The 26,267-nt window shown below is 68.1% G+C and carries 31 protein-coding genes; 10 read left to right on the top strand and 21 right to left on the bottom strand.

The window, feature by feature from the left end:
- Window positions 1-283: 283 nt before the first annotated feature.
- The 4 genes from C5F48_RS10795 to miaB form a co-directional block, all read right to left on the bottom strand.
- A complete protein-coding gene (locus C5F48_RS10795; protein WP_107663919.1) occupies window positions 284-1,228 on the bottom strand; it encodes a hemolysin family protein in 945 nt (314 codons plus the stop codon).
- Between the two features lie 45 nt (window positions 1,229-1,273).
- Window positions 1,274-1,777 carry an rRNA maturation RNase YbeY gene (gene ybeY / locus C5F48_RS10790; protein WP_107663918.1) on the bottom strand — a complete coding sequence of 168 codons (504 nt, stop codon included), beginning with the start codon at window positions 1,775-1,777 and terminating at the stop codon, window positions 1,274-1,276.
- Window positions 1,761-2,786 carry a PhoH family protein gene (locus C5F48_RS10785; protein WP_170139695.1) on the bottom strand — a complete coding sequence of 342 codons (1,026 nt, stop codon included), beginning with the start codon at window positions 2,784-2,786 and terminating at the stop codon, window positions 1,761-1,763. Before C5F48_RS10785 ends, ybeY begins: the two co-directional genes overlap by 17 nt.
- A gap of 193 nt (window positions 2,787-2,979) precedes the next feature.
- Entirely contained in the window at window positions 2,980-4,290 is a 1,311-nt protein-coding gene (miaB, locus tag C5F48_RS10780) for a tRNA (N6-isopentenyl adenosine(37)-C2)-methylthiotransferase MiaB (RefSeq protein ID WP_107663916.1), read from the bottom strand.
- Between the two features lie 146 nt (window positions 4,291-4,436).
- Here miaB and C5F48_RS10775 point away from each other — a divergent pair, with 146 nt between their 5' ends.
- Together C5F48_RS10775 and C5F48_RS10770 are read left to right on the top strand one after the other, a co-directional pair.
- Window positions 4,437-5,306, top strand: coding sequence for a hypothetical protein (locus C5F48_RS10775; RefSeq protein WP_107663915.1), 870 nt, complete (start codon window positions 4,437-4,439; stop codon window positions 5,304-5,306).
- Window positions 5,307-5,390: 84 nt separating this feature from the next.
- Window positions 5,391-6,128, top strand: coding sequence for a glycosyltransferase family 25 protein (locus C5F48_RS10770; protein ID WP_107663914.1), 738 nt, complete (start codon window positions 5,391-5,393; stop codon window positions 6,126-6,128).
- A gap of 55 nt (window positions 6,129-6,183) precedes the next feature.
- On the opposite strand, the gene C5F48_RS10765 is transcribed toward C5F48_RS10770, so the two are convergent.
- The 3 genes from C5F48_RS10765 to C5F48_RS10755 all read right to left on the bottom strand — a co-directional run bounded on the left by C5F48_RS10765 (window position 6,184) and on the right by C5F48_RS10755 (window position 8,561).
- A complete protein-coding gene (locus tag C5F48_RS10765; RefSeq protein ID WP_107663913.1) occupies window positions 6,184-7,110 on the bottom strand; it encodes a GGDEF domain-containing protein in 927 nt (308 codons plus the stop codon).
- 204 nt (window positions 7,111-7,314) lie between these two features.
- Window positions 7,315-7,995 (bottom strand): anti-sigma factor, encoded by a 681-nt coding sequence (locus tag C5F48_RS10760; RefSeq protein WP_107663912.1) that lies wholly within the window; start codon window positions 7,993-7,995, stop codon window positions 7,315-7,317.
- Window positions 7,992-8,561 (bottom strand): sigma-70 family RNA polymerase sigma factor, encoded by a 570-nt coding sequence (locus tag C5F48_RS10755; RefSeq protein ID WP_107663911.1) that lies wholly within the window; start codon window positions 8,559-8,561, stop codon window positions 7,992-7,994. The genes C5F48_RS10760 and C5F48_RS10755 overlap by 4 nt, the downstream gene beginning before the upstream one ends.
- Window positions 8,562-8,785: 224 nt before the next feature.
- On the opposite strand from C5F48_RS10755, the gene C5F48_RS10750 reads away from it, so the two are divergent.
- Window positions 8,786-9,568 (top strand): DUF4394 domain-containing protein, encoded by a 783-nt coding sequence (locus tag C5F48_RS10750; protein WP_107663910.1) that lies wholly within the window; start codon window positions 8,786-8,788, stop codon window positions 9,566-9,568.
- A 259-nt stretch (window positions 9,569-9,827) separates the two neighbouring features.
- Here the strand turns inward: C5F48_RS10750 and C5F48_RS10745 are convergent, their stop codons facing one another.
- The 11 genes from C5F48_RS10745 to C5F48_RS10695 form a co-directional block, all read right to left on the bottom strand.
- Window positions 9,828-10,127 carry a hypothetical protein gene (locus C5F48_RS10745; protein ID WP_146170580.1) on the bottom strand — a complete coding sequence of 100 codons (300 nt, stop codon included), beginning with the start codon at window positions 10,125-10,127 and terminating at the stop codon, window positions 9,828-9,830.
- 83 nt (window positions 10,128-10,210) lie between these two features.
- On the bottom strand, window positions 10,211-10,495 hold the full coding sequence (locus C5F48_RS10740; RefSeq protein WP_107663908.1) for a hypothetical protein: 285 nt from the start codon (window positions 10,493-10,495) through the stop codon (window positions 10,211-10,213).
- A complete protein-coding gene (locus C5F48_RS10735) occupies window positions 10,495-11,049 on the bottom strand; it encodes a DUF8788 domain-containing protein (protein WP_107663907.1) in 555 nt (184 codons plus the stop codon). Before C5F48_RS10735 ends, C5F48_RS10740 begins: the two co-directional genes overlap by 1 nt.
- On the bottom strand, window positions 11,046-11,471 hold the full coding sequence (locus tag C5F48_RS10730; RefSeq protein ID WP_107663906.1) for a DUF8788 domain-containing protein: 426 nt from the start codon (window positions 11,469-11,471) through the stop codon (window positions 11,046-11,048). Before C5F48_RS10730 ends, C5F48_RS10735 begins: the two co-directional genes overlap by 4 nt.
- Complete coding sequence (locus C5F48_RS10725) at window positions 11,471-12,265, bottom strand: DUF8788 domain-containing protein (protein ID WP_107663905.1); 795 nt, start codon at window positions 12,263-12,265, stop codon at window positions 11,471-11,473. Before C5F48_RS10725 ends, C5F48_RS10730 begins: the two co-directional genes overlap by 1 nt.
- 11 nt (window positions 12,266-12,276) lie before the next feature.
- Window positions 12,277-12,732 carry a DUF8788 domain-containing protein gene (locus C5F48_RS10720; protein WP_107663904.1) on the bottom strand — a complete coding sequence of 152 codons (456 nt, stop codon included), beginning with the start codon at window positions 12,730-12,732 and terminating at the stop codon, window positions 12,277-12,279.
- A gap of 24 nt (window positions 12,733-12,756) precedes the next feature.
- Window positions 12,757-14,259, bottom strand: coding sequence for a phenylacetate--CoA ligase family protein (locus tag C5F48_RS10715; RefSeq protein WP_107663903.1), 1,503 nt, complete (start codon window positions 14,257-14,259; stop codon window positions 12,757-12,759).
- Between the two features lie 11 nt (window positions 14,260-14,270).
- Window positions 14,271-15,770 carry a pyridoxal phosphate-dependent decarboxylase family protein gene (locus C5F48_RS10710; protein ID WP_211314650.1) on the bottom strand — a complete coding sequence of 500 codons (1,500 nt, stop codon included), beginning with the start codon at window positions 15,768-15,770 and terminating at the stop codon, window positions 14,271-14,273.
- Between the two features lie 248 nt (window positions 15,771-16,018).
- Window positions 16,019-16,321, bottom strand: a complete 303-nt coding sequence (locus tag C5F48_RS10705; RefSeq protein ID WP_146170579.1) for a hypothetical protein — start codon at window positions 16,319-16,321, stop codon at window positions 16,019-16,021.
- A 480-nt stretch (window positions 16,322-16,801) separates the two neighbouring features.
- Entirely contained in the window at window positions 16,802-17,581 is a 780-nt protein-coding gene (locus C5F48_RS10700) for an SDR family oxidoreductase (RefSeq protein WP_107663901.1), read from the bottom strand.
- Window positions 17,581-17,901: a nuclear transport factor 2 family protein gene (locus C5F48_RS10695; RefSeq protein WP_107663900.1), complete on the bottom strand. Its 321-nt coding sequence runs from the start codon at window positions 17,899-17,901 to the stop codon at window positions 17,581-17,583. Before C5F48_RS10695 ends, C5F48_RS10700 begins: the two co-directional genes overlap by 1 nt.
- A gap of 96 nt (window positions 17,902-17,997) precedes the next feature.
- Between C5F48_RS10695 and C5F48_RS10690 the strand changes: the two genes are divergently transcribed.
- Together C5F48_RS10690 and gst are read left to right on the top strand one after the other, a co-directional pair.
- The gene (locus tag C5F48_RS10690; protein WP_107663899.1) at window positions 17,998-18,912 is read left to right on the top strand and encodes a LysR substrate-binding domain-containing protein; all 915 of its coding nucleotides are present in this window, start codon (window positions 17,998-18,000) and stop codon (window positions 18,910-18,912) included.
- Window positions 18,913-19,472: 560 nt separating this feature from the next.
- Complete coding sequence (gene gst, locus C5F48_RS10685) at window positions 19,473-20,144, top strand: glutathione transferase, Atu5508 family (RefSeq protein ID WP_107663898.1); 672 nt, start codon at window positions 19,473-19,475, stop codon at window positions 20,142-20,144.
- 222 nt (window positions 20,145-20,366) lie between these two features.
- Here the strand turns inward: gst and C5F48_RS10680 are convergent, their stop codons facing one another.
- The 3 genes from C5F48_RS10680 to C5F48_RS10670 form a co-directional block, all read right to left on the bottom strand.
- Window positions 20,367-20,873, bottom strand: a complete 507-nt coding sequence (locus C5F48_RS10680) for a ClbS/DfsB family four-helix bundle protein (RefSeq protein ID WP_107663897.1) — start codon at window positions 20,871-20,873, stop codon at window positions 20,367-20,369.
- A 190-nt stretch (window positions 20,874-21,063) separates the two neighbouring features.
- Window positions 21,064-21,606, bottom strand: coding sequence for a GNAT family N-acetyltransferase (locus C5F48_RS10675; protein WP_107663896.1), 543 nt, complete (start codon window positions 21,604-21,606; stop codon window positions 21,064-21,066).
- Window positions 21,607-21,865: 259 nt separating this feature from the next.
- Window positions 21,866-22,288 carry a MarR family winged helix-turn-helix transcriptional regulator gene (locus C5F48_RS10670; RefSeq protein WP_107663895.1) on the bottom strand — a complete coding sequence of 141 codons (423 nt, stop codon included), beginning with the start codon at window positions 22,286-22,288 and terminating at the stop codon, window positions 21,866-21,868.
- 269 nt (window positions 22,289-22,557) lie between these two features.
- On the opposite strand from C5F48_RS10670, the gene C5F48_RS10665 reads away from it, so the two are divergent.
- The 5 genes from C5F48_RS10665 to C5F48_RS25150 all read left to right on the top strand — a co-directional run bounded on the left by C5F48_RS10665 (window position 22,558) and on the right by C5F48_RS25150 (window position 26,153).
- On the top strand, window positions 22,558-22,929 hold the full coding sequence (locus C5F48_RS10665; RefSeq protein ID WP_107663894.1) for a DUF1428 domain-containing protein: 372 nt from the start codon (window positions 22,558-22,560) through the stop codon (window positions 22,927-22,929).
- Window positions 22,926-23,705, top strand: a complete 780-nt coding sequence (locus C5F48_RS10660) for a VOC family protein (RefSeq protein ID WP_107663893.1) — start codon at window positions 22,926-22,928, stop codon at window positions 23,703-23,705. The genes C5F48_RS10665 and C5F48_RS10660 overlap by 4 nt, the downstream gene beginning before the upstream one ends.
- Window positions 23,705-24,187: a VOC family protein gene (locus C5F48_RS10655; protein WP_107663892.1), complete on the top strand. Its 483-nt coding sequence runs from the start codon at window positions 23,705-23,707 to the stop codon at window positions 24,185-24,187. Before C5F48_RS10660 ends, C5F48_RS10655 begins: the two co-directional genes overlap by 1 nt.
- A gap of 783 nt (window positions 24,188-24,970) precedes the next feature.
- Window positions 24,971-25,828 (top strand): DUF1206 domain-containing protein, encoded by an 858-nt coding sequence (locus tag C5F48_RS10650; RefSeq protein WP_245941468.1) that lies wholly within the window; start codon window positions 24,971-24,973, stop codon window positions 25,826-25,828.
- 163 nt (window positions 25,829-25,991) lie between these two features.
- Window positions 25,992-26,153 carry a hypothetical protein gene (locus C5F48_RS25150; RefSeq protein ID WP_219907804.1) on the top strand — a complete coding sequence of 54 codons (162 nt, stop codon included), beginning with the start codon at window positions 25,992-25,994 and terminating at the stop codon, window positions 26,151-26,153.
- The last annotated feature ends 114 nt before the right edge of the window (window positions 26,154-26,267 follow it).

Raw genomic sequence — 26,267 nt, 5'->3', positions numbered from 1 at the left:
CGGCAGCGCGCCCCTGCCGCGACTGGGGCGACGCCGGACAACCATTCCTGAGGTGAAAGCTGCCGGCCGCCGCCCGGACTTCCGCCGGCACGGCGTTCGGCGTCATTATTTGCGCGCTGTTCCGCCACGGGCGATGTGTTGACCGGCAGCCCGCATCAGGCTGCCGGCCAACGCCGTGACTGTTTCGCCTTGCCCCAGCCAAGGGACACGCCCAGTTGAAGTCCCTCCGCGGCAGCGCCGCCCGAGGGGCCTCGATGGCCCCGAGGGCGGCTCCCCCCGGCGGTCACGCGCCTTCGGTGGCCTTCTCGATCAGCGCCACCGGGGTCTGGGCCTGCACCACCCCCGGCATCCGCACCCGCAGCCGCTTGATGCGGCGCGGATCGGCGTCGATCACCTCGAACTCGGCCCCGCTCTCGTGCGGCACGATCTCGCCGCGCACCGGCACCCGGCCCGTGCGCAGGAAGACCAGACCGCCCAGCGTGTCGATCTCCTCGTCCTCCTCGTCGCGGCGCAGCCTGAGGCCGATCTCGGCTTCGAACTCCTCCAGCGGGGCGCGGGACTGGACGATGTAGACCCCCGGCTTCTCCTGGACCCAGAGCGCACCCTCGGCCTCGTCATGCTCGTCCTCGATCTCGCCGATCACGGTCTCGATCAGGTCCTCGATGGTCACCAGCCCGTCCACGCCGCCGTATTCGTCGATCACCAGCGCCATATGCACCCGCTCGCGCTGCATCTTCTGCAGAAGCACGCCGATCGGCATCGAGGGCGGGGCATAGAGCACGGGGCGCAGCAGCTTGCGCAGGCTGAACCGGCCGCTGGAGCCGTTGAACCCGTGCTGCAGCGCCAGGTCCTTCAGCAGCACCAGCCCCTGCGGGTGGTCCAGCGTGCCCTTGTAGACCGGCATGCGGGAGAAGCCATGTTCGCGGAACACCTCGACCAGCTCGTCCTTGCCGATGTCCAGCGGCACGGCGATCACCTCGACCTTGGGAATCGCCACATCGTCGACGCGCAGGCGGCGCAGGTTGGCGATGCCGGGAAGGGTGAGGCTGTGAGCCAGCGTCAGCGCCGTCGATTGCGACGAGCCGGCGTCATTCGCGGGCTCGTTCGGGCTGAACGCGCTGAGGATGCGGCCGATGATGCCGCGTTGCCCAGGCTCTGGGGGGTGGTCGTCGTCACTCGATCTCTGCGCGCCCTGCGCTGCGAGAGACCCGTCGTTGCTACTGCCCATCGGTCCTTTTCCAAGAAGTGAAACGCCAGGATCGGCGCGGGTCGTTCAATATGGGTCGGCGATGCCGAGAGTTGCAAGTACGCGCGTCTCGATGGCCTCCATCAATTCGGCATCCGCGTCCTCGATGTGGTCATAGCCCAACAGATGCAGAATGCCATGAACGATCAGGTGTGTCACATGGTCCTGCATCGCTTTTTCCTGCTCGGCGGCTTCCCGCGCGCAGGTCTCCCAGGCGATGGCGATGTCGCCAAGTTCCTCGGGGTCGTCGGGATCGCCCGGTTCGGGCAGCTCCGGCGCCAGCCCCGGTTCTTCCGGAGCGCGGTCCTCCGCGGGGAAGGACAGCACGTTGGTCGGCTGGCCCTTCTGCCGGAAGGCACCGTTCAGCTCGGCGATGCGGGCGTCGTCGCAGCCCATCAGCACGATGCCGAAGCCCTCGGGCTCGAGCGAAAGCGCGGCAAGGGTCGCCCCTGCCGCGCGCGAGGCCAGCGCCGGAAGGTCGATGCCCTCCCAGCGCGGGTCTTCTATGACTGTGTCAACCAGAGGCTCCATCGTCGGCCTCATACGCCTCGATGATGCGGGCGACAAGCGGGTGCCGCACCACGTCCTTCGAGGTGAAGTAGTTGAAGGTCACGCCCCGCACCCCGTTCAGGATGCGCTCGGCGTCCTGCAACCCCGAGGCGGTGCCGCGCGGCAGGTCGATCTGGGTGCGGTCGCCGGTGATGACCATGCGGCTGCCCTCGCCCAGACGGGTGAGGAACATCTTCATCTGCATGGTCGTGGCGTTCTGCGCCTCGTCCAGCACCACGAAGGCGTTGCTCAGCGTGCGCCCGCGCATGAAGGCCAGGGGAGCGATCTCGATCCGCTTCTCCTCCATCAGCTTGGCGAGCTGCTTCTGCGGCAGGAAATCGTTCAGCGCGTCGTAGAGCGGCTGCATGTAGGGGTCGATCTTCTCCTTCATGTCGCCTGGCAGGAAACCGAGCCTCTCGCCCGCCTCAACCGCCGGACGGCTGAGGATGATCTTGTCCACCACGCCGCCGATCAGCATGGTCACGCCCACCGCCACCGCAAGATAGGTCTTGCCGGTGCCCGCCGGGCCGATGCCGAAGCCGAGCTCGTTGTCGAAGAGGTTGGCCACATAGGCCTTCTGCGCCTCGGTGCGCGGCTCGACCGGCTTCTTGCGGGTGCGGATCTCGTATTTGCCGGGGGTGAAGAGCTCGATCTGCTCGCCCGGGTCGCGGATCAGGTCGGTCATCGGCTTGCCCATGCGGATCGCGCCGTCGATGTCGCCCGCCACCACGGCGCGGCCGGATTCCAGCCGGGCGTAGAGCCCGCGAAGCACCGCCGCCGCCTGTTCCCGCGCGTTCTTCTCGCCGATCACCGCCAGCCGGTTGCCCCGCCGCAGGATATGCACGCCCATCTGGTGTTCGATCTGCGCCAGATTGCGGTCGAATTCACCGCAGAGGCCGATGAGCAGGCGGTTGTCGGGAAATTCCAGAAGTGTCTCTACCACATCTTCCGAACGGGTCGGGGGGGTCAGCGCGCTGATGCCCAAGGACATCTCCTTATTCTGGCGGTTGCACTTCATAAAGAGTGGGGTCGAAAGGGGAGTCTGGCAAGTCGCAATCGGCTTTTCCTGAGACGACCCTCAAGAAAATGCGTCTCCTGCCCATTTTTGCGCTACTGCTTGTAACAGGACAGCGACGTTTCCGGCGACCCGAGGCGCCAAGCGGCGGTTTCCGCCGCCCGTCCGGTCAGGCCCGCGCCAGCTCCGCCGCCAGCGAATTGGTGCTGCTCGCGGTGATGCGCACCCGCACCAGCTGGCCCACCTGCCCCTCGGGGTCGGTGACATGCACCGCATGCAGGTGGTCGGACTTGCCCACCATCTGCCCCGGCAGCCGCCCCGGCTTGTCGTAGAGCACGCCGACCTCGCGCCCCACCATCGCCTCCTGCGCGGCGCGCTGCTGGCGGGTGATCAGCGCCTGCAACGCCTGCAGCCTTGCGTCGGCGACCTCGGCCGGCAGTTCCGGCTTCTCGGCGGCGGGAGTGCCCGGACGGGCCGAATACTTGAAGGTGTAGGCCGCGCCATAGCCCACTGCGCGCACGAGGCTCATGGTCGCCTCGAAATCGGCATCGGTCTCGCCAGGGAAACCGACGATGAAATCCGAGGTCAGCAGGATATCGGGCCGCGCCGCGCGGATGCGCTCGATCAGCCGCAGGTACTGCTCGGCGGTATGCTTGCGGTTCATCGCCTTCAGGATGCGGTCCGAGCCCGACTGCACCGGCAGATGCAGATAGGGCATCAGCTTGGGCTCGTCGCCATGGGCGGCAACCAGATCGTCCTCCATGTCGTTCGGATGCGAGGTCATGTAGCGGATGCGCTGCAGCCCCTCGATCCGCGCCAGTTCGCGGATCAGCCGCGCCAGCCCCCAGCCGTCGCCGTGATAGGCGTTCACGTTCTGCCCGAGCAGGGTGATGTCGCGCACCCCCTTCTCGACCAGCGCCCGCGCCTCCGACAGCAGCCGCTGGGCCGGGCGCGAGACCTCCGCGCCGCGGGTATAGGGCACCACGCAGAAGGCGCAGAACTTGTCGCAGCCCTCCTGCACCGTCAGGAAGGCCGACGGACCGCGCAGCGCCTTGCGCTCGGGCAGATGGTCGAACTTGTCCTCGGCGGGGAAATCGGTGTCGATCACCTGCGCGCCATTGCCGGTGCGGGTCAGCATCTCGGGCAGGCGGTGATAGCTCTGCGGGCCGACGACCAGATCGACCAGCGGCATCCGCCGCAGGATCTCGGCGCCCTCGGCCTGCGCGACGCAGCCCGCCACGCCGATCTTCATCCCGGGCTTCGCCTGCTTCAGCGGGCGCAGCCGCCCCAGGTCGGAATAGACCTTCTCCGCCGCCTTCTCGCGGATGTGGCAGGTGTTCAACAGCACCATGTCGGCCTCTTCGGCGTTCTCGGTGGTCACATAGCCCTGCGCGCCCATCGCCTCGGCCATGCGCTCGCTGTCATAGACGTTCATCTGGCAGCCATAGGTCTTGATGAACAGCTTCTTGGCTTCCGACATTCCGCGCATTCCCGTGTGCTGAAGCCGAGGTCATACAGGAAACCTGCGACAAAGAGCAACCGGGGCGGGCTCCGCTTGCAATGGCGCGGCGCTTCGGGGAGCTTCGCGGCAAGGGTTAGGTCAGGGGTCGGACGGGGGGTGGGGTGATGCGCTACGGCAGTCTGACCGAGTTCCTGCTGGGCGGCCCGGCGGCGCTGGCCAAGGGCCCGGTCGCCGTGGTGATGGCCGAGGATCCGGTGGAGGTCGACAGCACCCTGCGCCACGCGCTGAAGGCCGGCTTCCGCCCGGTGCTGCTGCTCGCCCCCGAGGCGATCCGGCTCGACCCGGCGACCGAGGCGCTGGTGCATCGCGTGAGTTTCGACGTCCATGCCGAGAACGCGATGATGATCGCGGTGAACCGGCTGGCCGCCGCCGCGCCGGGGATCTGGTTCCACTACTGCTACAACGCGGAATACCTGTTCCACCCGTTCTGCGAGACCCGCAACATCCGCGAGTTGATCGCCTTCCACACCGAGGAACGGCGCGACGCGGTGCTGTCCTATGTGATCGACCTCTACGCCGTCGACCTGGACCTTCATCCTAATGCGGTCTCGCTGGAGCAGGCGATGCTCGACCGCTCCGGCTATTACGCGCTGGGACGCGACGACCCTGTCAATCCCGGTCGCCAGAAGGAGCGGCAGCTCGACTTCTTTGGCGGGCTGCGCTGGCGCTTCGAGGAGCATGTCCCTCCGCTGCGCCGCAAGATCGACCGCATCGCCCTGTTCCGCGCCAAGGAGGGGCTGCAGCTCCGCCCCGACTTCACCTTCACCGACGAGGAATACAACACCTACGCCTGCCCTTGGCACCACAACATCACCACAGCGATCTGCTCATTCCGCACCGCCAAGGCGCTGAAGAGCAATCCCGGCTCGACCTTCGACATCCGCAGTTTCCGCTGGCGCAACTCGGTCGCGTTCCGCTGGAGCTCGCAGCAGCTGATGGACCTAGGGCTGATGGAGCCGGGGCAGTGGTTCTGAGGCGGCGGCTTTCCCGGGGAAACCTGCTTGCCTTCGCCGCAAGATTGATCTGGTGTGCGCGGCGCGATCCAGGGAGCCCCGCACATGATTTCACCAGACTGGCCGATCATCATCTTGTCGCTCGAAGGCGACGAGGGCCGGCGACAAGCTCTCACCGATGCTCTGATGCAGGCAGGACTCCCGTTCCGGATTTTCTACGGCGTTGATGGCAGGCGAGGGCTGCCTGCGGCGTACGACCCGCTCATCGACAGGGAGGCTGCCCAAAAGCGGCTGCGCCGCCGGATGACCGATGCCGAGTTCGCTTGCGCCCTGTCGCACAGGGCGATCTACAGCCTGATCCTGGATGAGAATCTGGCCGGCGCCGTGATTCTGGAAGATGATGCAATCATCAACCCGGACTTCGTGGAGTTCATCCGCAGCGGCTTGCAGCGAACCGGGACGATGATGTTGATGGACTACAACTATGGCCGCGCCCTGCCGTGGCAGCGCAAGGCCCTTGGCCGGTGGACCCTTCACCGCGCCGCCCAGCGCGCGACCTTCACCTCCAGCTACTCGGTATCGCGCAGCGCCGCCATGACCTTGCTGGAGGCGACGACACCGGTCAGCTACGTCGCCGACTGGCCGGTGAACCTTTACGAGATGGGCGCCTGGCTGGTCTCCCCCAAGCTTGCCGCACAGGGCGGCGATCCGGCGCAGGTGTCGCGGATCGGGGCAAGGCCAAAGGCCTCGCCGAGAGGGCGGTCACGAGCCAGGATCGGCTTCCGCTGGAGCGACATCGGTCCTTACCTGCGCCGCAGGCTCTCGCGGCCAGTGGGCCGCTGAAAAGGCACACAAGTTCGCAGTCGCGTGCGGAGGACGCCAGGCCGTGCAGCCCGCCTCAGCCGCGCACGCAGGCGCGGCCGTCCTCCTTGGCGCGGTAGAGCAGCTTGTCCGCCCGGCGGATGCTGTGGTGGATGTCCCGGTCGGGGCGCAGCGCCACCACGCCGGCGGAAAAGGTATAGGCGACCGAGGGGTGATCGACGTTGTTCGCCGACCGGGCGATCTCGTCCTGGAGCCCCTCCAGCCGCTGCCGCGCCACCTCGATCCGGCAGTTCGGCATGAAGAGCAGGAACTCCTCGCCGCCGAACCGGCCAAAGAGGTCGACGGTCCGTACGCTGTTCACCACGGTGCGGCAGAAGGAGACCAGCACCGCGTCGCCCACGCCATGGCCGTGGACATCGTTCACCTGCTTGAAATGGTCGAGGTCCAGCACCGCCAGCGCGTGGTCGCCGAACTCCGGCTCGTCCCGCTGCTGCTCGAGAAACTCCTCCAGCCGTTCCGTCACATAGCGGCGGTTCGGCACCCCGGTCAGCGGATCGGTCCAGGAGGCGCGCTGCGCCGCATCCCGCTCCTTGCGCAGCGCCCGGCTTTCCGAGCGCAGCGAGGTCACGTCGGTGGCGTAGAACAACATGCTGCCATCCGGCGCGACGGTCTCGGTCGCCCAAAGCCAGCGCCCGCCATGCAGCGCCAGCTCGAAGGCGCGGTAGGCGGAGGTCCCGCGATGCGCCGCCGCGCTGGTCAGCCAGGCCTCGATATCCGCCGTGCCGATCACCGCGCCGCGCCGCTCGGCGTGGTTTTCCTGCATGATCTGCCGCCACGACGGTTGTTCGGCGGGATCGCAATGATAGGCCGCGCAGAAGGCGGGGTTGGCGACGCGCAACCGGTCCTCGGAATCGAAGACGGCGAACAGGTCTTCGGACTGCCGGATCAGGTCCTGGAAGTCGCTTTGCGGATCGAATCCGCGGAGGGTGTCAGGGTGCAGCATCAATTGGTCATTCACCTGTGTGCGTTGGGCCAAGCCCTATCCGCCAGCCGCGTCCTGCGCCATAGCGTCGAGCGGGTTCCGGCCCCCGCCGCCGAAGATTTTCCGGCCGCTGCCTGACTTGAGGGCAATGACCCGTGACGACGTACCGAAGCGGGGCCCGACGGTCCGACTTTCCGCACCGATTTCCCTCCGCGGAGGCGCCGCTCACCCGTCCTGCAGCGCAGCGAGGCCCTTGCCGAGAATCGGTCCGGTCGGCCGCCCGGTGGGCGAACCGCCGAGCGGTTCCAGCGTGATCTCGTAGAGCTGCCGCCCGGCGGGGCGCGGCAGTGGCGGTCCTTCCAGCCGGGTCGCCGCCGCCTCGGTGAGGATGCCGAGCGAGACCGGCCCCATTTCGGCCGAGGGCAGCGTCCAGACCTGCATCGTCCGGTCCGGCGGCACGGCGACATCGGCGAGGAAACGCACCTGCGCGGTGTCGTCGCCGTAATCCTCCACCATCGCCTGCGGCACGCCCTGGTCGTCGAGCAGAACGGCGATCACCAGCGGCTCCGGCTCGGGCCGCTGCCAGCCCAGCACGAGGCCGGCCAGCAGCCCGGCGCAGGCGGCGAGCGCCGGCGCCCAGCGCCGCGCCGGCAGTCCGGGCAGGTTGGCAGCGGTCGGCGCAGGCGGCTCGGCGGCGATCGCCGCGCGCACCCGCTCGGCGAAACCGGGCGGCAGCGCGGCCTCGGGGGCGGAGAGGTCCAGCGGCAGCAGCCGGTCGCGCGCCTGCGCGACTGCGCGGGCCAGCGCCGGCTCGCGCTCCATCCGCGCCTCGAAGCCGGCCGCCTCCAGCGGCTCCATCAGCCCCAGAACGTAATCGTCGGCCATCTCTCGCGGGTCGAGGCTCATGACAGACACTCCCTCAGCGAGGCCAGCCCGCGCCGGATCCAGGATTTCGCCGTGCCCAGCGGCACCTGCTGCCGGCCGGCGATCTCGCCATGGCTGAAGCCGCCGACATGGGCCAAGAGGATCGCGTGCCGCGCCTCGCCATCGAGCTGCGCCAGGCAGTCGCGCAACCGGCCCGACCCGGGCAGAAGCTCCCAGCCCTCCTGCGGCACCGCCTCCTGCCGCGCCTCCTGCAGCGCGACCAGATCCTCCGGCGCCAGCGTCGTCAGCCGCCGCCCGTCGCGCAGGATGTTCAGGCAGCGGTTGCGCAGCACGGCATAGATCCAGCCGCGCGCCGACCCGTCCTCAGCCCGGAACTGCCCCGCCTTGCGCCAGATCTGCACCATGGCGTCCTGCACCGCCTCCTCGGCCAAGTCGCCGCGGCCCAGCATCCGCCGCGCCACGCCGAACAGCCGCCCGCCCTCCAGCCGCAGGATCGTGTCGATGCCCTCCGCCTGCCCCGCCGCACAGGCGCCAAGCGCGGAGATCAGATCGCCCTGATCCGTCGGCCGGATGTACTGCACCGTCATTCCCTGCTCCCGAAGCTTCGGCCTTTGCATCGCATGCAATGCCGCCGTCGGTCCAGCTTGGTTCTGCATAGGCTTCCTCCCTCTTTCCCCGAAGACACCGGAGCCCGCCCGGCGGATGCAGAAAAAACCCGCATGCCCTGCATCCAGTGGCCGTCCCGCCGTGTCTTCAGGTCATGACGGGCAGAAAGGCTGCCCCGAAGTGACAGCAACCGAAAGGATTTTCCATGAAGACCCTCAGCCTGATGTCGACCGCCGCCCTCCTGCTCGCCGCCCCCGCCGTCTTCGCCGCCCCCGCCGTCGGGCTGGTCGGCGACAAGACCCTCGTGATGTTCGACACCGAAACGCGCACCGTGTCGGGCAGCATGGAGGTCACCGGCGTCGACAGCCTCGTCGGCATCGACCTGCGCCCGTCGAACAACACCCTGATCGGCGTCACCCCCGACAGCACCGTGGTCACCATCGACACCGCGACCGGGGCCGCGACCGAACTGTCGAAGATGAACACGCCGCTGACCATCGGCGACGCGCCGGTGGTGGTCGACTTCAACCCGATGGCCGACCGGCTGCGCTTCATGACCGGCACCACCAACCACAGGGTGAACGTCGACACCGGCGAAGTGACGGTGGACGGCAGCCTGGCCTATGACGCCGCCGACATGCATGCCGGCGAGGCCCCGGCCATCGTCGCGGCGGCCTATACCAACAGCTACGGCAAGCCGGAGGCGACGGCGATGTATGACATCGACGCAACCATCGTCGCGCTGATCCGCCAGACAGCCCCGAACGAGGGCGCCCTCGCCGCCATCGGCAAGCTCGGCATCGTCGACCCCGCCGCCGGCTATGCCTTCGACATCCAGAGCACGGCAGACCTGACCAACACCGCTTGGCTGGTGAACGGCGCCACGCTCTACAGCGTCGACCTGGAATCCGGCGCCGCGACGGAGGCCGGCAGCATCGAGGGTGCGGACGGCGACATCCGCGATATCACCATCTTCCCGGCGATGTGACGCCCCCAGCGCCGGCCCAACGGGCCGGCGCATCCTTGCGGTCAGCCTGGTCCGTCCAGACGGGCCGGTTCATCCCTGCTCTCGGCCAAACCAGTCCATCCGATGGGCTGGGCGGCTGTCCCCCTACGAGCCAACTTGGCTCGAAAGGCACCCGTCTTTCCATCAGGCTGGTTGCATCGGGAGGCCAACGCGAGTCGCCGTCACTATTGTGCCGGCCTCGCGACCGACAGCGCCCTGCCTTTGCCGACTGCTCCGGTGGTCAGTCGACCTGCCCACTTCCGTCGGCCCAAGCTGCCGCCACCGGACACATGCCCGCGAGTTCCGGCATCTCGGCGCAGAGCCGCCGCAAGGTGTCTCGGGTCACGCCCATCGCCACCTCGCTGCGGATGTCGAAGGTGTAGAGCGCTTCGGCGATGCTGTTGATCGCCTTCAGCCGCTGGGCGTCCTCCTTCAGATCCCAGGCCCGCAGCGCGCCAGAGATGTTGCGGATCGCCGCCATCCCCTCCAGCATGATGTCGCAACCGAGATCGCTCCGCCGCTGGATGTCCTCTGCCGTCATCGCCATCCCCTCGAGATCCGGCCGCCGATGCTTCGACAGCCCCCTCCCGAAAGCGTCGGCGCCCCGGGCCGGTTCCCACGCCGTCAGCCTCCGGGAAACCGGCCGCCGACATCGGCTTCGGCGGCCATCGGCTCAGCGGAGCGGCCTTCATGCGACCGCTTCACCCCCTCAAACACATCGCCAAGCCCCTTCATCGCATGCAGCGCCCCCAGCAGCACCACGCCATGCGGAGCGCCGACCGCGGCCAGCCGGATGTGGTTCTCGATCACCTCCACCACCTCGAACAGGCCACAGAGCGCGACGGACAATCCCATCCAGAGCTGGAAATGGCCGCTCCTCGTCCAGGAGATCATCCGCCGCCCCAGCATCAGGCGGCGCCGTAGGTAGAAACCAGCACCCGCAGCGCCGGGCCGTCCAGCGCGTGATGCCGCGTCTCGCCCGGAATGCCGGTCTCGAGCTCCAGCACCAGCCGGTAGGGATAGAGACCGGGGGCGAGATTGGGCATCACCGCCCCGGCCCAATACTGGTAGGAGGGTGTGTAGGGATGGCGGATCGCGTCCGGCCCGCCATAGATCTTCAGGTCGGCGCAAATCTTGACGCCGAAGACCGAGCTTCGATCCTCGGACAGGAAGACGATGTTCACGATCCGGGCGAAGGGCGGCCAGCGGCCGTCCGGTCGCCGGGTCGTGTCGGCGCAATAGATCAGCCAGTTCAGGACCTGCCCGGCGCGGCAGGCCGTCTCCAGCCCGGCGCTGGCCTTGCCGCGGCTGTCGGGACTGTTGTCCATCATCCAGGCATGGCCGTCGAGGGCGCCGGCGGCCAGCGTCCCGGCCACATCGACCAGCGTCACGATGTTCAGCTGGGTCGAGGCGAGCTGGCCGGGAAAGGGGTTGTTGATCGTGTCATCCGGGCGGAGGGTCATTGCGCGTCGCCTTTCTCGCTGGTCTTGCCGAGGGAGATCAGGGCCAGCCTGGCCGGATGCACCATGCTCCGGCCATGCGAACCGAGGCTGAACACCAGATCGTAGCTGGTCAGCGGCGCCGCCTTCTTCACCGTCCCGATCCAGTAGGTCACCGAACTGCCGGGATAGCTGTTGAGCTCCGGCTCGCAGACCGCGCGGTCGATGACGATATCCTCCAGCGAGACAAAGGCCTCGCATTCCAGCGGCGCGATCACCCACATGATCCGCGTGCCGCGCGCCACCGCGGTGTGCAGCGCGTCGGTGCCGATCCCCTGCGAGCCGAGCCGGCGGTGGGTGTCGAAGGCGAAGAGGTTGCCGCTGAGGCTGCCGCTTTCCAGCGCGCCGACCACATCGACCATCAGCTTGATCGTGACCTGAGACATCACAGCGCTCCTTCCGCGGCGGGCAAAGGCGGAGCCAATGGCAGCACGCCGGGCAGCGGGCCACCGGTGAAGCCGTTCACCATCGTGCTGGCCGAGACCTCGATCTGCACCTTGAACGGATGGATCTCCGGGGCCCAGGTCACCGCACCGCCGGAGCGGGTTGGCCGCAGCAGCCGCAGGTCGAGGATGTAATCGTGCAGCCCGACCTTGTTGGTGTCGACCGAGGCGCTCCAGTACCAGCCCTCGGTGTAGAAATCGGGCGAGCCGTAGAGCGCCGGGAAGATCACCCCCTTCTCCACCGCCTCGCCGCGGATGGCGACGATCTCGGGGTTCAGATGCGCGGCATAGTCCACCGCATCGGGCGAGACGAATTCGCCGGTGGCGGAGCGCGGATCGACCGGCAGATAGGGCATGGCGGAACGCTGCGCACCGAAGGCGCCATGCTCTTCGTGATGCGCCGCCAGCAGCGCCGCCACGTCGCGGGGATGGGTGGTGGCCGCGAGCTTTTCCAGCAGCGCATGGTCATGCGCGACATGATGGCTGCGCAGGTTGAAACTGCGCGGCAGCGTCGGCGGCAGCGCCGAGATGCCATAGGCGATCCAGTTCAGCACCGCCTCGGCCGCGGGCGAGCCATCCGGATTGTGCACCCCGGCAACGCAGGACACCATGGTCGCCCGGCCCTCGTCCCGCGAGCCCAGGGCGCGGGTGTTGTCGACCAGATAGACATTGTCCGCGAGGTCCGAGTCGGCCAGCGCCGCCTCGACATCGACGAGTAGGACGATCGAATTCTGCACGTCAGTCTCCTTCAGAGAAGTCGGGAAGCACCGTCGCCCGCCACCATATCGGCGCAGGGCGGAACGAGGCGCAGCGCCGGCCCCTCCACCGCGACGATCGGGCCGTTGGCCGCGCCGAAGCAGAGGTCGAGCCGGTAGGGATGCGGCGCGCCGGGAAAGATGTCGGCCGGGACATATCCCTCGAAGCGCCGGCTCCAGACCGGAGGGTCGTCGGCGGCGGACGGCGGCGCATCGGGCGGCGCTGCGCCGAAGGCGATACCGCGGATCCAGACCTGGGTCTGGACGTCGAGCGGGGTGACCGTCCAGCGCACCAGCTGGCCCGGCAGCACCGAGGAGACCAGTCCGGTGGTGCCGAGTGCCTCGCTGCCGGCGCTGCTGTCGTCGAACAGATGCACCGCCTGCGCCGGCGAGGCGCCGGACAGAAGCGCGATCACGTCGACGAAGACCTGTATGTTGACGGGGGTCATGCCTGTCTCCTTCCTATGGGCATGTCACAAGCGATCGACCAGCAGCGGCGCCTTGCCGACCGGGGTGCGGTGCAACTCGGGCGCGCGCGGGCCGACCAGCCGCATGCCGAAGCGGTAACCGCTGCGCGCCAGGGCGGCCTCGTTGGCCTCGAGGCTGTTGAAGAGCGATAGCGAGCGCACCAGCGCCGCCATGATCACCGGCTGCGACCCCGCCGCGCCCAGCGCCGCCGCCAGCGCCGCGCTCTGCGCCTCGGGCTGGTCGCAGGCCAGCACCACGGTGAGGCTGCGGGTCGAACGGTCGATCTGGAACTGGAACTCGATGGCCAGCGCGTCGAGATCGGGCAGCTGGCGGCTGCGGAACTCGTCGATCAGCGCGGCGCGGGCGCGCGGGGCGGAATATTGCGTGTCGCCGATATGCATGAAGTCGCCGCTGCGCCCGACATAAGCGAAGCGCAGCGCGTTCAGCCCGCCGTCGGCCCGATCCTCCAGCCGGCGGACGCGGTCACCGATCTGGTAGCGCAGGCAGGGCGCCGCATTGCCGAAGAGCCGCGTCACCACCAGCTCGCCCTCCTCGCCGACACCGACCGCGCGGCCCTCGGCGTCGACCACCTCGACCAGATGCAGGCCGGGAATGGCGGTCAGCGCCTCGCTGTCGGGATCGAGCTGCAGGCCGATGGTCTCGGCCTGGGTGGCGGCGAAATAGGACAGGATCTTCACATTGGGATAGGCGGCGCGCAGGTCGGACCGCACCTTCGGCGACAGCGCGCCGCTGCCGAACATGGCGATGTGCAGGCTTGCCCGCGCCTCGGCCGACAGGCCCTCGGCGAAGCCGGGCAGCAGCGCGATGCTGGCGGTGATGCCCATCAGCCCCTTCGGCCCCGGATAGGACATCATGTGTTGGAAAACGTCGCGGTTCATCGGCCCGGCGCCGATGTAGTTGATCCCCGGCACCGCCTGCAGCACCCCGCCCACCATGCAGCCGCTGCTCCACATCTGGTAGTCGGCCAGCGTGGTGGCGAACCATTTCGCGCCCTCGCCGGGCAGCAGCCGGTCGGTGATGTGCCGGCCGATGAAGCCGCCGGCCCAGCGGTAGGTCTCCTGCAGCTCGTCCAGCGGATAGACGGTCTCCGACGGCAGGCCCGAGGAAGTGCCGCCGCTGGCCACGATCTGGAAGCCGCAGGCCGAGATCGGGACGACCATCCCGGCCCGGTAGCCGGTGAACATCTGGCGGAAGCTCTCCTTGTCGGTCAGGGGGATACGCTCGAAATCCTGCCGCGTCGCCACTTGGCCCGAAGGCAGCGCCGCGTCGATCCTCTCGCGCCAGAGCGGGTTCAGCCGGCAGATCGCCACCAGCTGGGCGAGGCGTCGCAGCACGACGCGCTCCTGCTCCGGGGCCGGCAGGGTTTCGAAGCGGCAGCCGGCGGCCGCCTCGATCCGCTGCAGGTCGGAGAGGAAGGAGGGCAGGCCCGCGACAGCCTCGACCGTGGCGGGTATCTGCGGGACGGGTTCGGCGAAATGGTCATGCATGTTCTGTCCGATCAGATGGCGAGCGACAGGGGCGGGGGCGAGATCTGCTGGGCGGCGATGCGGCGGATCCCGTCGATCAGCGCCGCGAGGTCCGCGCGGGTGAGGGCGTGGTTCATCACGACGAGGCGCAGCACCGGCTCGCCGTCGAGAACGGTCTTCGACAGGAAGAACCGCCCGTCGCGCAGCAGGGCGGCGTGGAGTTCCGTCTGGAAGGCGCCGCGGCCAGCTTGCGGCAGGCCCGGCGGGCAATGCGAGAAGCAGAGGATATTGGCGTCAGGGTCGTTGTGGACGGTGAAATCCGGCTGGCTGCGCAGCATCGCGGCGGCCAGGACCGTCATCTGCACCAGATGGTCCAGCTTGCGTTCGAACAGGCCGCGGCCGTACATCGCCCAGGCCAGCCAGAGATTGAGGATGGCCGGCCGCTTGGTGCATTCGAAATTGACGCCGCCGCTCTCGAAGACGTCGATCTCGCCGCCCGGGTCGGAGAAGACATAGGCCGCCTTCTGCGCGAAGGCCGCCCCTGCCGCCTGCCGGTCGCGGTAGAACAGCAGCGTGCAGCTTGCCGGGACGAACAGGGTCTTGTGGGCGTCGATACAGAAGGAATCGACCCGCTCGATCCCCGCCAGCCGCGGGCGCAGCCGGTCGGAGACGAGGAAGGCCCCGGCATGGGCGCCATCGACATGGCACCAGATGCCGCGCTCGGCGCAGAGCTGGGCCAGATCGGCGAGCGGGTCGATGGCCCCGGTCGAGGTGGAGCCGGCGCTGGCCACGAGGCAGAACACCTCCAGCCCTTCGGCCCGCGCCCGGTCCAGCGCCCGGCGCGCGCCCTCGGGGCAGATGCGGCGCCGCGCGTCGAGCGGCAGCCGGACGATCTGGTCGGTGCCCAGCCCCAAGACGCCGATGGCGCGGTCGAGCGAGTAATGCGCGTCGGCTCCAAGCGCCACGGCGGAGCGACGGCCGGAGGCGGCCAAACCGGCCTTCCAGCTGCCGCCGACCCGCGTGTTGCGCGCCGCAAGCAGCGCAGTGAGGTTGGCCAGCGAGCCGCCGGTGGTGGTGATCATCCGCCCCGCCTCCTCCGGCCAGCCGAGCAGCGCCTGGAACTCGCGCTGGATCAGCTTGTCGGCGGCGTTGGGCAGCGGGCCGACCTCGAAGAAGGAAGCGGGCTGCGGCGCCATCGCCGTCAGCGCGTCGAGCGCGGCGGCGGCGGGCAGCACCGAGGAGAACTGCCGGCCGACATAGCCGCGCGCGGTGAGGCGCGGGGCCGTCGCCAGATGCAGCCCGACATAATCGCGCAGCACCGCTTCGGGCGACCCGGCCCGGGCGACCCTTCCCAGCGCGGTCAGCATCTCCTCGGGGGTATGCGCGACGATGGCCCGGTCATGCTCCGTCGCCAGATAGGCGCGCACCGCCCGCGAGATTTCCGACATCGCGGCGCCGTAGCGCGCCGCCGAGAATTCGGGCCAATCGGCCTCTTCCGCATCCAGCCAGCTGTCCGGAAACTGTATCGCCACGCTCGCGCCTCCCTGCAGCCTGAACCGACTCTTAGGCGGGCGCTCCCTAATAAATTGCTAAGCCCAGCCGATGTTCGCGCCAAAGGCGAACGCAGTCTGGTCTTCCTGAGGCTGCGGTGCGGGGATTCTCGGCGTTGTTTTCCAGTCCCGGCGGGGCAAAGACGACGCCCCTGCGGCGGGATGACGCAGCAGCAGAGCGGCACATTATGTGATCGGAGCAGCGCACCCCCGGCGAAGGTCGTTGCGGGTCAGATCGGCATGCCCCAGCGCACGACCAGCGCCGCAACGACCCAGAGCGCGACGATCAGGATGACCAGCGCCGCGAGGGTGGCCCGGTCGCGCCCCTTCTGGCTGTCGTTCTTCCTCAGCCGCGCCGCCTCGGCCCGCGCCCGCGCCGCGGCCCGCCGCTCGGACCTGTCGGTCCGGGTCTTGGCCTTGGCCGCCACCATAAGCGCGCGCACGTCCGGGGTCAGGCGATCAAACTCTCCGGGCGGCGGCTCCTGACCATTCCCCTGCACATTGTCGGCCATGTCTGTGTCCCGTCGCGTCATGATGAAGTCTTCGAAACACCCGCAAGGACGGCCCCACCCGGCCCCTCGCGTTCACATGCCCAGTATAATCGCGACACCATGAACCGCGCAAAGCCATTCAGGAGGCGCGCAACAGGCGGATCGAGCGAGGCGCCGGGAAGCATGGGGAGGAAAAGGGGCGCAGGGGCTTGCCGGACTGTCATTCCCACAGGATCATGGCGATCCGGATCGCGTGATATACCCTTGTTTTCCAAGGTAGTGCGGGATGTGCCGGCGCTTCATGGCTTCTTCAATTCCGTCCCCGGCCGCAGATCCGCTGCTGGCCAAGGACGACAGCTTCGGGACGGTGCCTGAGGAAAGAGCCGTTGCTGCAATGCGACAGGCAAGGCCCATGGCGCCGCCCCTGCAATGCTCGGCAGCAAGCAGGACCCAAAGCAGGGAAGCGGCAAGGTCGGGAGACCGATCCTCCCCGGGCACGCGCGCCTGCCGCGCCCGCGCCGCTCACGCCGTCGGCACGGTCCCGCCGTCGATCACGTATTCCGTCCCGGTGATCGTCGCCGCCCGGTCCGAGGCGAGGAAGGCGATCAGATTGGCGATCTCGGCAGGCTTCGTCGGCCGGCCGATGGGGATGCCGCCGAGGCTTTCCATGATCAGCCGCTTGCCGCCTTCCAGATCCGTTCCCGCCTCCTGCGCCAGCCGTTCGGCCAGCCGAACCGAGGCTTCGGTCTCGATCCAGCCCGGGGCCACGCGCAGCACCCGCACCCCCTTCGGCGAGACCTCCTTCGACAGGCTCTTGCTGTAGACCGACAGCGCCGCCTTGGCCGCGGCATAGCCGGTGGTCGCCTCGGGTAGCGGCAGCAGGCGCTGGATCGAGGTGACATGGATCACCACTCCCGATCCCTGCTCGACCATCCCCGGCAGCAGCGCGCGGTCCAGCCGCACCGCGGGCAGCAGGTTGAGGTTCAGCTCCGCCTGCCATTCCGCCTCGCCCAGGGCCGCGAAACCGCCGCCCGGCGCAGCGGAGCCGCCCAGCATGTGCACGATGATGTCCACACCGCCGAGCCTTTCGCGCACCGCCTCAGCCACCGTCTCGCAGCCCTGAAGGGTCGTCAGGTCGGCGGCGACGAACATCGCCTCGGCCATGTCGGCGGGGCGAGAACGCGCGGTGGTCAGCACCTCGGCGCCGAGGTCGCGGAACAGGGCCAGCGTGGCCGCGCCTGCGCCCTGCGTGCCGCCGGTGATCAGGGCGCGCTTGCCTTCCAGCGTCAGGAACCCGGGCATCAGCCGATCTCCAGATCGGTGATCCGGTCGCCTTCGAGCCCGAAGCGGAAGGTCAGGACGGCGGGGCTGCCGGGGAAATCGCCGCTGACCCGGGCGCGGACCACGGTCTTGCCGTCGGACTCGGCCAGTTCCAGCGGCTCGGCCCTGTGGCGGTACTTCGCCTTGGCCGCCAACCACCAGGCCCGGATCTCCTCGGGGCCGTGGTGCTTGCGCGCCTCGTCATGGACAATGGCATCCGCAGCGAAGGCGGCGGCGAAGGCCTCGCCGTCCTGCGGGGCGCGGGCGGTAAAATAGGTGCGGATCGGATCGGGGAGGTGCATGGCGCTGTTCCTTCATTTGCTGACCGGAACATAGGCCTCGACTGCCGCCCCGATAATCGGGATAATTCGGCATCACTCGATGACAGGATCAGGACAATGCGGGATGCCGGGTTGAAGGGGCTGGAGGCCGTTCTGGCGATCGCGCGCCGCGGCTCCTTCCGCGCGGCGGCGCTGGAGCTTGGCATGTCGACCACCGCACTGTCCCATGCCATTGGCCGGCTGGAGGCGGGGCTCGGCGTGCGGCTATTCAACCGGACCACCCGCAGCGTCTCGCTCAGCGACGCCGGCCGCGATTTCGTCGCCCGGATCGCCCCGGCGCTGGCCGAGATCCGCGGCGCGATGGAAGGCGCGCGGTCGCAGCGCGAGACGCCCTCCGGCCTGTTGCGCATCAACGCCTCGGTCCAGGCCGGGCGCGAGATCGCGCCGGTGATGCTGGAGTTCCTGCGCCGCTACCCCGAGATGCAGGTCGATCTGGTGACGGAAGGGCGGCTGGTCGACATCGTGGCCGAGGGCTTCGACCTCGGCATCCGCCCGGCCGATCTGGTGCCGCGCGACATGATCGCGCTGCCGCTGGGCAAGCCGCAGCGCCATGCCGTCGTCGCCGCCCCGGCCTGGCTGGCCGCGCATCCGACGCCGCTGACCCCAATTGACCTTCCGCCGGGGGATTGCATCCGGGTGCGCCTGCCGAACGGCGCGCTGCTGCGCTGGCCCTTCGAGCGCGACGGCGAGCAGGTGCAGATCGAGGCCAGGGGCCGACTGACCCTCGACGAGGCGGCCATCGCCCGCGCCGCGGTGCTGGACGGCGCCGGCATCGGCTTCTTCATCGAGCAGAGCGTCGCCGAGGACATCGCCGCCGGCCGGCTGATCCGGCTGCTGGAAGACTGGACGCCGCCCCGCCCGGGGTTCAGCCTCTATTATCCCGGCCGGCGCAACCCCTCGGCAGGGTTCGCGGCCTTCCTCGCCCTGGTGCGGGAGAAGGCGGCGCAGCTGTCGCACGGGGCGAGGCCCTGACGCGCCGCCCCGTGCGACAGCTGCATGTGGTTGCTCCTGCGGAGACAGGACTGCCGGGTGGCTCAGCCCTTGCCGTTTCCTCCGCGCAACCGGCTGCGCGATGTGGGAGGCCTGCGCGGATCCGTGCTTACCCGGGCCCGGCGGTGAAACCGCTCCGGATGTTCTCTGTTGTCTTCGGGGTCCCATGAAGCGGGGGTCCCCTCAAGCACAGGAGCAGCAGGATGAACGTCCGGACTCATACATTTCCGAATGAACCCTACCGACGCCTCCCGGATCATCGCCGCGACGTGCCTGCAGCGGACCTCGTCAGCGGGTATCATGACGCGCCTGTTCCGACGGGATGCGGGCGCTATGGGCCAAAGCAAGGCCTGACCAAGACGATGGTTGTCGGTGACCTGATCACCATCATCGAAGCAGACCTTCCCGTCGCGTCCGGCGACAGGACAGGGTCGGCAGGACCAAGCGGGATCTTCCACATCCCCATGGGACGAACAGCCATCATCCAGCCGAGGACGGAAGTCCCGGCCGCCTCCCCTCACCGGCGGGAGGCGCGGTAGGACATGGCGGAGTACACGCTCTACTACTGGCCGGTCCCGTTCCGCGGCGAGTTCATCCGGGCCATCCTCGCCCATCAGAGCGCCACGGTCGATGAGCCGGACAGCGACGCGATCAGCGCGATGATGCAGACCGATCCCGAGGCGCAGCCCGTCCCGCACATGGCGCCGCCGATGCTGGTCCACAACGCCTCGGGCGAGGCGGTGGCCGAGATGCCCGCGATCTGCTTCTGGCTGGGCCAGCGTTTCGGGCTGATGCCGGGCGAGCCGCACCGCGATGCGCTTGTCCTGAAGCTGGTGAACGATGCCAACGACGTCCTCGACGAGATGACGCTGGATGGCGGCAAGTCGATGTGGACCGCGGCCTCCTGGGCGGACTACCAGCCCCGCCTCCGCCGGTGGATGCGCATCTGGGAGGCGTCCCACGCCCGCGGCTGGCTTCCTCCGGAGGAGCAAGGCCTCGGGCAGATCGTCACCGCCACGCTCTGGGGCGTGATGACCGACCGGCTCCCGAGCCTGCGCCCGCTGCTGGAGGCCGAAGCCCCGGGCATCGCGACGCTGACCGACAGGTTCCGCGCACTGCCCTCGCTTGCGGCGCAGGCGCAGGCCAGCCGTGACCGGTTCGGCGCTGCCTGGTGCGGCGGCGAGATCGAGACCTCCCTGCGGCGGGTTCTGTGACTGCGCCGAGCGGGCGGGTGTGCCAGGCAGGGCCATGACCGCGGCGCCCGACTGCCATTCGGCGCCCCGCTGGCGGCATTTGACAGCGCAGGGAAGAACCGGACGGAGTTGCGGGCAGGGGTGACCAGGCGCAGTCCGACCGCCCTCTGCGCCCCCCCCCGATGCCGCTTCCGCAGCAGTCCACGCCGAGCGATGACCGTCATTGCGGACGACGGCCGTGCTTCAGCGCTGCTCCTTGAGCCAGCGCCGGATGCGCCCCCGCGCATTCGCATAGGGCGATGAGGTGTTGAACTGGATCATCCGGCCCTTGGTCCATTTTCCGTACCATGGTCGGCCATAGAGCTCATCATCCGGCCTCGATGAAACCGTCGAGGCCAGTTGGGCATTTGTGGCCGACAGCCGGGCAAGCAGCTCCGGCCAATCGAGCGATCGATGATCGGCGTAGAACTTCTGGGCCAGCGCGCCGAGCTGGTTCCATTGGAACCCGGTTTCGGGAAAATCCACTGGCTCGCCGCGGTCGTCCCGCTCCAGCCATTTCAGAACGAGTTCGTTCCAGCCCAGCAGATAGGCCACCAGATCCGCCGGACTCATGACGGTCCCCGAAACATGTCCCTCCAGCGATGGGTCGCGCGCAAGCTCCTGCGGAACGCGGGCGAGGTCGAACATCAGCTTGCCGAATGTCGTCGAGATCGCGGCCAGAAGGTCGGCTTTGGAGGCAGGCACAGCCATGTCGATCTCCCCGCGCTTTCTGCCCAGAATAAGCCCCGCGTGGGTCCGAGCCAAGGTCCGCAATGGGCAGGCGACCCTGCAGGACATCCACCGTCGGAAGCCGGTCGCGGTAGGCGAGCAGCGCCGCCCCAAGCCGCAGCCGCGGGTCCAGGCGCGGTGCATGTTTCCCTCCCGAGCGGATCGCGGCGGGTCAGCTGGGGCGGCGGCTGTCCCATTCCCGCCGCAGGATGGCGTACTGCAGGGTGTTCTCGTAGATCGGCTCCCCCGAGGAATCCGTCTTGAACGAGATGTATTCGAGAAACAGCCCCTCCCGCCGCATGCCGAGCCGTTCGCAAAGCCGTTGCGACGGCAGGTTGTGATCCTCGACATAGGCATAGAGCCGGCGCACTCCGGCGTCCTCGAACAGATGCGCGAAGAGCGCCCGCGCCGCCTCCAGCGCATAGCCCTGCCCCGTGAACGCCGGATTGAAGTTCCAGCCGACCGAGACCGTATCCTCTTCCTCGCGATGCGCGAAGAGATCGCCGATCAGCTGATCGGTCTCTTTCAGGCAGACGGCGATCTGCGCATCGTCCCGGCTGCGCTGCGCCGCCTCGGCCCGGGCCGCCTCCATGTCCGCCAGGGTCAGCGACAGGAAACAGCTGGCCACGGGCGACTGCAGATAGGCGAAGAGGGCTTCGGCGTCGCCCTCGCGGAAGTTCCTGAGACGGAGGCGTTCGGTTTCGATCGGCTGCATGATCGGGTCTCCTGGAAGGCGCTTCAGGCGAGACTGCCGCCAGCGCGACGACACCACTGCTTGCCAATGGCCCGGAGGGCGGTGGCCATGACCAGAGCAGCGACAGTGGCGGGATGCAACAGCAACGAGAGATCCAGCACCGGCCGCGTTGATCAGGAAGACGGAGGCGATCCGGCGGTTGGCGGCATCACTGCGGCAGAAGCCGCGCAGGATCTCTGCGCTCGCAGGAGAGCGGAAAGCTCCAAAGACGCATCGCCCCCTACCTGCCCGCCGCAATCGCGTTCAGCTGCGCGCGTAGGGCGTCGGCATCGCCGGCCATGCCCCGCTCGATCTCCGCATGGGTCGCGATCCAGATCGGGATCGCCTGCTCCAGCAGCGCGAGCCCCTCGGCGGTCAGCGTCAGGCGGCGGGAGCGCCGGTCGCCGGAGTGGGGGGTGACGGTCAGCAGGCCGCGACGCTCCAGCGGCTTGAGATTGGCGGTCAGCGTGGTGCGGTCCATCGCCAGAAGCCGCGCGACAGAGCCGATGGCCGGCGGCTCGGGCCGGTTCAGCGAGATCAGCAGCGAGAACTGGCCGCTTTTCAGCGCGACCGGGCGCAGCGCCTCGTCGAAGCGCCGGGCCATGGCGCGGGCGGCGCGCTGCGTGTGCAGGCACAGGCAGCTGTCCCGCACCAGCAAGGTCATGCCGAAAGTTGCCTGGGAGGGGGAATCCGTTGACACAGGCGTTTTTACGTTGATACCAACGTAACTGTCAAGGGAATCGGAGGGTCATCTTGGCCGAAGCGCCGACTCCGACTGCTTCGACGGCCTGCGCAGGCGGCGCGCCTGCGACGCGAACCGATCGGCGCGCCGCGGCATGGCGCGCCGCAGCCGAACCTGCTCCGGGCCCCCTCACGACGGGCGCCGCCTGGACGACCGACGCGATGACACTCTTCACAACAGGGAGACTACCCATGACCTATGTCAGCGGTTTCGTGATCCCGGTCCCGTCCGACCGGAAAGAGGATTACCGGGCGATGGCCGAGGAGGCGGCGACGATGTTCCGCGACTACGGCGCCCTCGAGATCATGGAGGCCTGGGGCGAGGATGTGCGCGACGGCAAGCAGACCGATTTCCGCCGTGCGGTGCAGGCGAAGGAGGGTGAGACCGTCGTCTTCTCCTGGATCGTCTGGCCCGACCGCGCCACCGCCGACGCGGCCGAGACGCGGATGCTGGCGGACGACAAGATGACGCCGCCCGCGGACGTGCCCTTCGACATGGCGCGGATGATCTTCGGCGGCTTCTCCCCGATCTTCCAGATGGGTCGGACGGGAGGCGACCAATGACCAACCGCGACGGAAGCCCGATCTGGTACGAGTTGATGACAGAAGCGCCCGATGCGGCGCAGGCCTTCTATGCCCCGGTGCTGGGGTGGAACTTCGGCGCCCCGCCCGAAGGGCTGGAGCATGACTACCGCGTGTTCACCGCCGCGGATGGCGAGGGCGTGGGCGGGGTGATGCCGATGCCCGGAATACCCCCGACGTGGGCCGTCTATTTCGGGGTGGCCGATGTGGATGCAATGGCCACCCGGGTGACGGAACTGGGCGGCAGCCTCCACAAGGGGCCGCAGGACATCCCCGGCGTGGGGCGCTTCGCCTTCGTCGCCGACCCGCAGGGCGCGACCTTCTACCTGATGCGCGGCGACAGCGACGCCGAAAGCACCGCCTTCGCGCCGCCGAAGGCCGGGCATTGCAGCTGGAACGAGCTGGTGACCTCGGATCAGCAGGCGGCGCGCGACTTCTACGGCAAGCTGTTCGGCTGGACCAAGGCCGGCGCGATGCCGATGGGCGCGCTGGGGGAATACAGCTTCATCGGCCACGGCGGCGAGACGATCGGCGCGATGATGACCAACCCCGAGCCCGGAGCCGCGGCGTTCTGGAACTTCGCCTTCACCGTGCCCGACATCGACCGCGCCAAGGCGGCGGTCGAGGCGGGCGGCGGCAGGCTCCGGCATGGCCCGGTGGAACTGCCCGGCGACCAGGGCGACTGGCTGATCCAGATCGACGATCCGCAGGGCGCCAAGCTGATGCTCACCGGCAAGCGCCGGGGCGGTGGCGCGTGATGGACAAGATCAGCACCTTCCTCTGGTTCGACGGCCAGGCCGAGGAGGCCGCCGAATTCTACACCGGCCTGTTCCCGGACAGCAGGATCATCGAGCGGACCCCGAGCCCGCTCGACTATCCCGGCGGCGCCACCGGTGGCGTGATCACGGTCGCCTTCACCCTCGGCGGCCGGTCGTTCATCGCCATGAACGGCGGGCCGGGGCACCCCTTCACCGACGCGGTCTCGCTCTCCATCGACTGCGAGGATCAGGCCGAGGTCGACCGCTACTGGGACGCGCTGTCGGAGGGTGGCGCGCCGATCCAGTGCGGCTGGATCCGGGACCGGTTCGGGCTGCACTGGCAGGTCACCCCGCGCCTCCTGCCCCGGCTTCTGGCGGATCCGGACCCGGCGAAGGCGAGGCGTGTGATGGAGGCGATGATCCGGATGGTCAGGCTGGACGTGGCGGCGCTCGAGGCGGCGGCGCGGGGCGATGGCCAGTGACCCGCCTGCCCCGGGGCGCATGCCACAGGGGAGGAGGACTGCCATGAAGGACCGCAGGCGGTTCGCTGATTGTCCCTGAGTTTCTTGGAAACCGATGGTGGCGAGGGGGCGATCCGAGTTCGCCCCCCACATGATTATGGCAATCCGAATTGCATGATATAGCCTTGTTTCCTTAAGCCTTCTGCGATCCGCGGGGTGCTGCGGAGCGTCTTGCTCACCGCCGCCAGCCGCGGATGTTCCACAGGCGGTGAACGGCAACCTGAGAGCGATGTGCGACAGCAGGAGTTGTCGCCACACCGCGACAGGCAAACCCAATCCTGCGCCCGCCCGTCGCGGCCCTACAGCAGGCGGGCAAAGCATCCGCAGGGTACCCAGCACTGCGCTGCTCACGAAATCATCTCTGCAAGGACAACGACCGGGGGGGAACCACCGGTGCAAGCCCGCGTTGCTCAGCTATCGGATGGCGAAGGACTCTTTCCACGCTGAGCGTGAAGACTGATGCCGCTAAGGCAGGCGCGCTCTTAACAAAAGGTCCGTCCGCAAGATGTGCTTCATAGCTTTCGACCGGCTTGGAGAGCCTCAATTTGACAGACCGAAGATGTGGTCGCTTCGGAAAATGAAAAGGGACAACCCATGCCTATCCTTCTTTGGTTTCTCGGAGTGCCTGGCGTTCTGATCATCATCCTTTGGCTGCTTGGCGTATTCTAATCTTCGCCTGAGCTGTCCGGCACCCCGTGCTTGCGTCCATTTCCGAAACCCACAGCAGAATGACCGGGACCGCCGATGACAGAGCAAGATCTCAATTGGGCCGACCCGGTGATGCGCGCCGGGTTTGTTGGCCGCGGCTTGATCTACGTCGTGATAGCAATATTGGCTTCATTCGCCATCTGGAGTGGCGGCACTCCCGAGGGCACAACAGCTGCGCTCGAAGCCATAGAGACAGAGCCGTGGGGAGTCGCCCTTCTTTTGCTGATCGCCTTGGGCCTGCTTTCTTATGCGGTCTGGCGGGGCGTCGCGGCCGTGTGGGATCTCGAAGACTACGGATCAGACGGAAAAGGCATGGTTGCCCGAGCAGGTCAGATCGTCACTGCCGTGATACATGTCGGGTTGGCATTTGCTGCGATAATCGTCCTTATTGGATCCGGCAACGAAGAGGGTTCGTCGATTGCCAAAGGGACAGAGTGGCTAATGTCCATGCCTTTCGGGCGCATTCTTGTCGGACTGGTAGGGGCCGTCCAGATCGGGGCGGGTGGCTACTACATCCACAAGGGCCTGACACGCAAGTACATGCAGGAACTGAAGGCAACCAGCGCCACACTCCGCCTGCAGCCGGTGCTGACCGCGGGTGTTGTCGCGCAAGGTGTGGTCATTGCCGTGATCGGCTTTCTCTTCATTCTGGCGGCGTGGCGCTCAAATCCCGATGAGGCTGGCGGTCTCGGCGCAGCCTTCGATTGGCTTAGAGAGCAGATGTTCGGGACGTGGCTCGTCTCGGCGCTGGCGGCCGGACTTCTGGCCTTCGCGCTCTTCTGCTTCGTGAACGCGGGTTACCGGATCATTCCAAAGCTCCGCGACGACACCATCGAGACGCTTGGGCAGAGGGTAATGTCCGGCGCTAGAAGCGCTGCTCGGACCATACGATAGCCTGAGGTGAGGTGGATTGGAAAGGCTGCCAATCCCTTGGCCGGAGACCCAGGAAGCCTTCGACGCGGTGCTTCCTGCTGGAGCGCCTACACGCCGATGGACGCTGGATATGTCGAAGGCGCCTGCCCTGACTCTCGGCTGTGTCCAGCTCAAACCAGAGCCGATGTTTTACGTGATCCGCCTACCGAGCGGAGCGCTGCAGCACTGGCCGTTCGAGCGCGACGGCGAGCAGGTGAAGGTCGAGGCCAAGGGCCGACTAACCCTGAACAACGCGGCCACGCTCATGCCGCGGTGCTTGATAATGCCAGCATCGGCTTCCTATTGAGCAGTGCGCCGTAGAGGCAGCGCGTGTTTCGGATAAGCCCAGTCTAATACCCGAAACGCTTCAGCAGCAAGCGAAGCAAGGGTTTTGTGGATGAGAGAGGCTCTGTTGCACAAA

Source organism: Cereibacter changlensis JA139 (assembly GCF_003034985.1).
Taxonomy (GTDB): Bacteria; Pseudomonadota; Alphaproteobacteria; order Rhodobacterales; family Rhodobacteraceae; genus Cereibacter; species Cereibacter changlensis.
The sequence above is the reverse complement of the archived record's forward strand: the minus strand, read 5'-3'. Positions and strand labels throughout refer to the sequence as shown.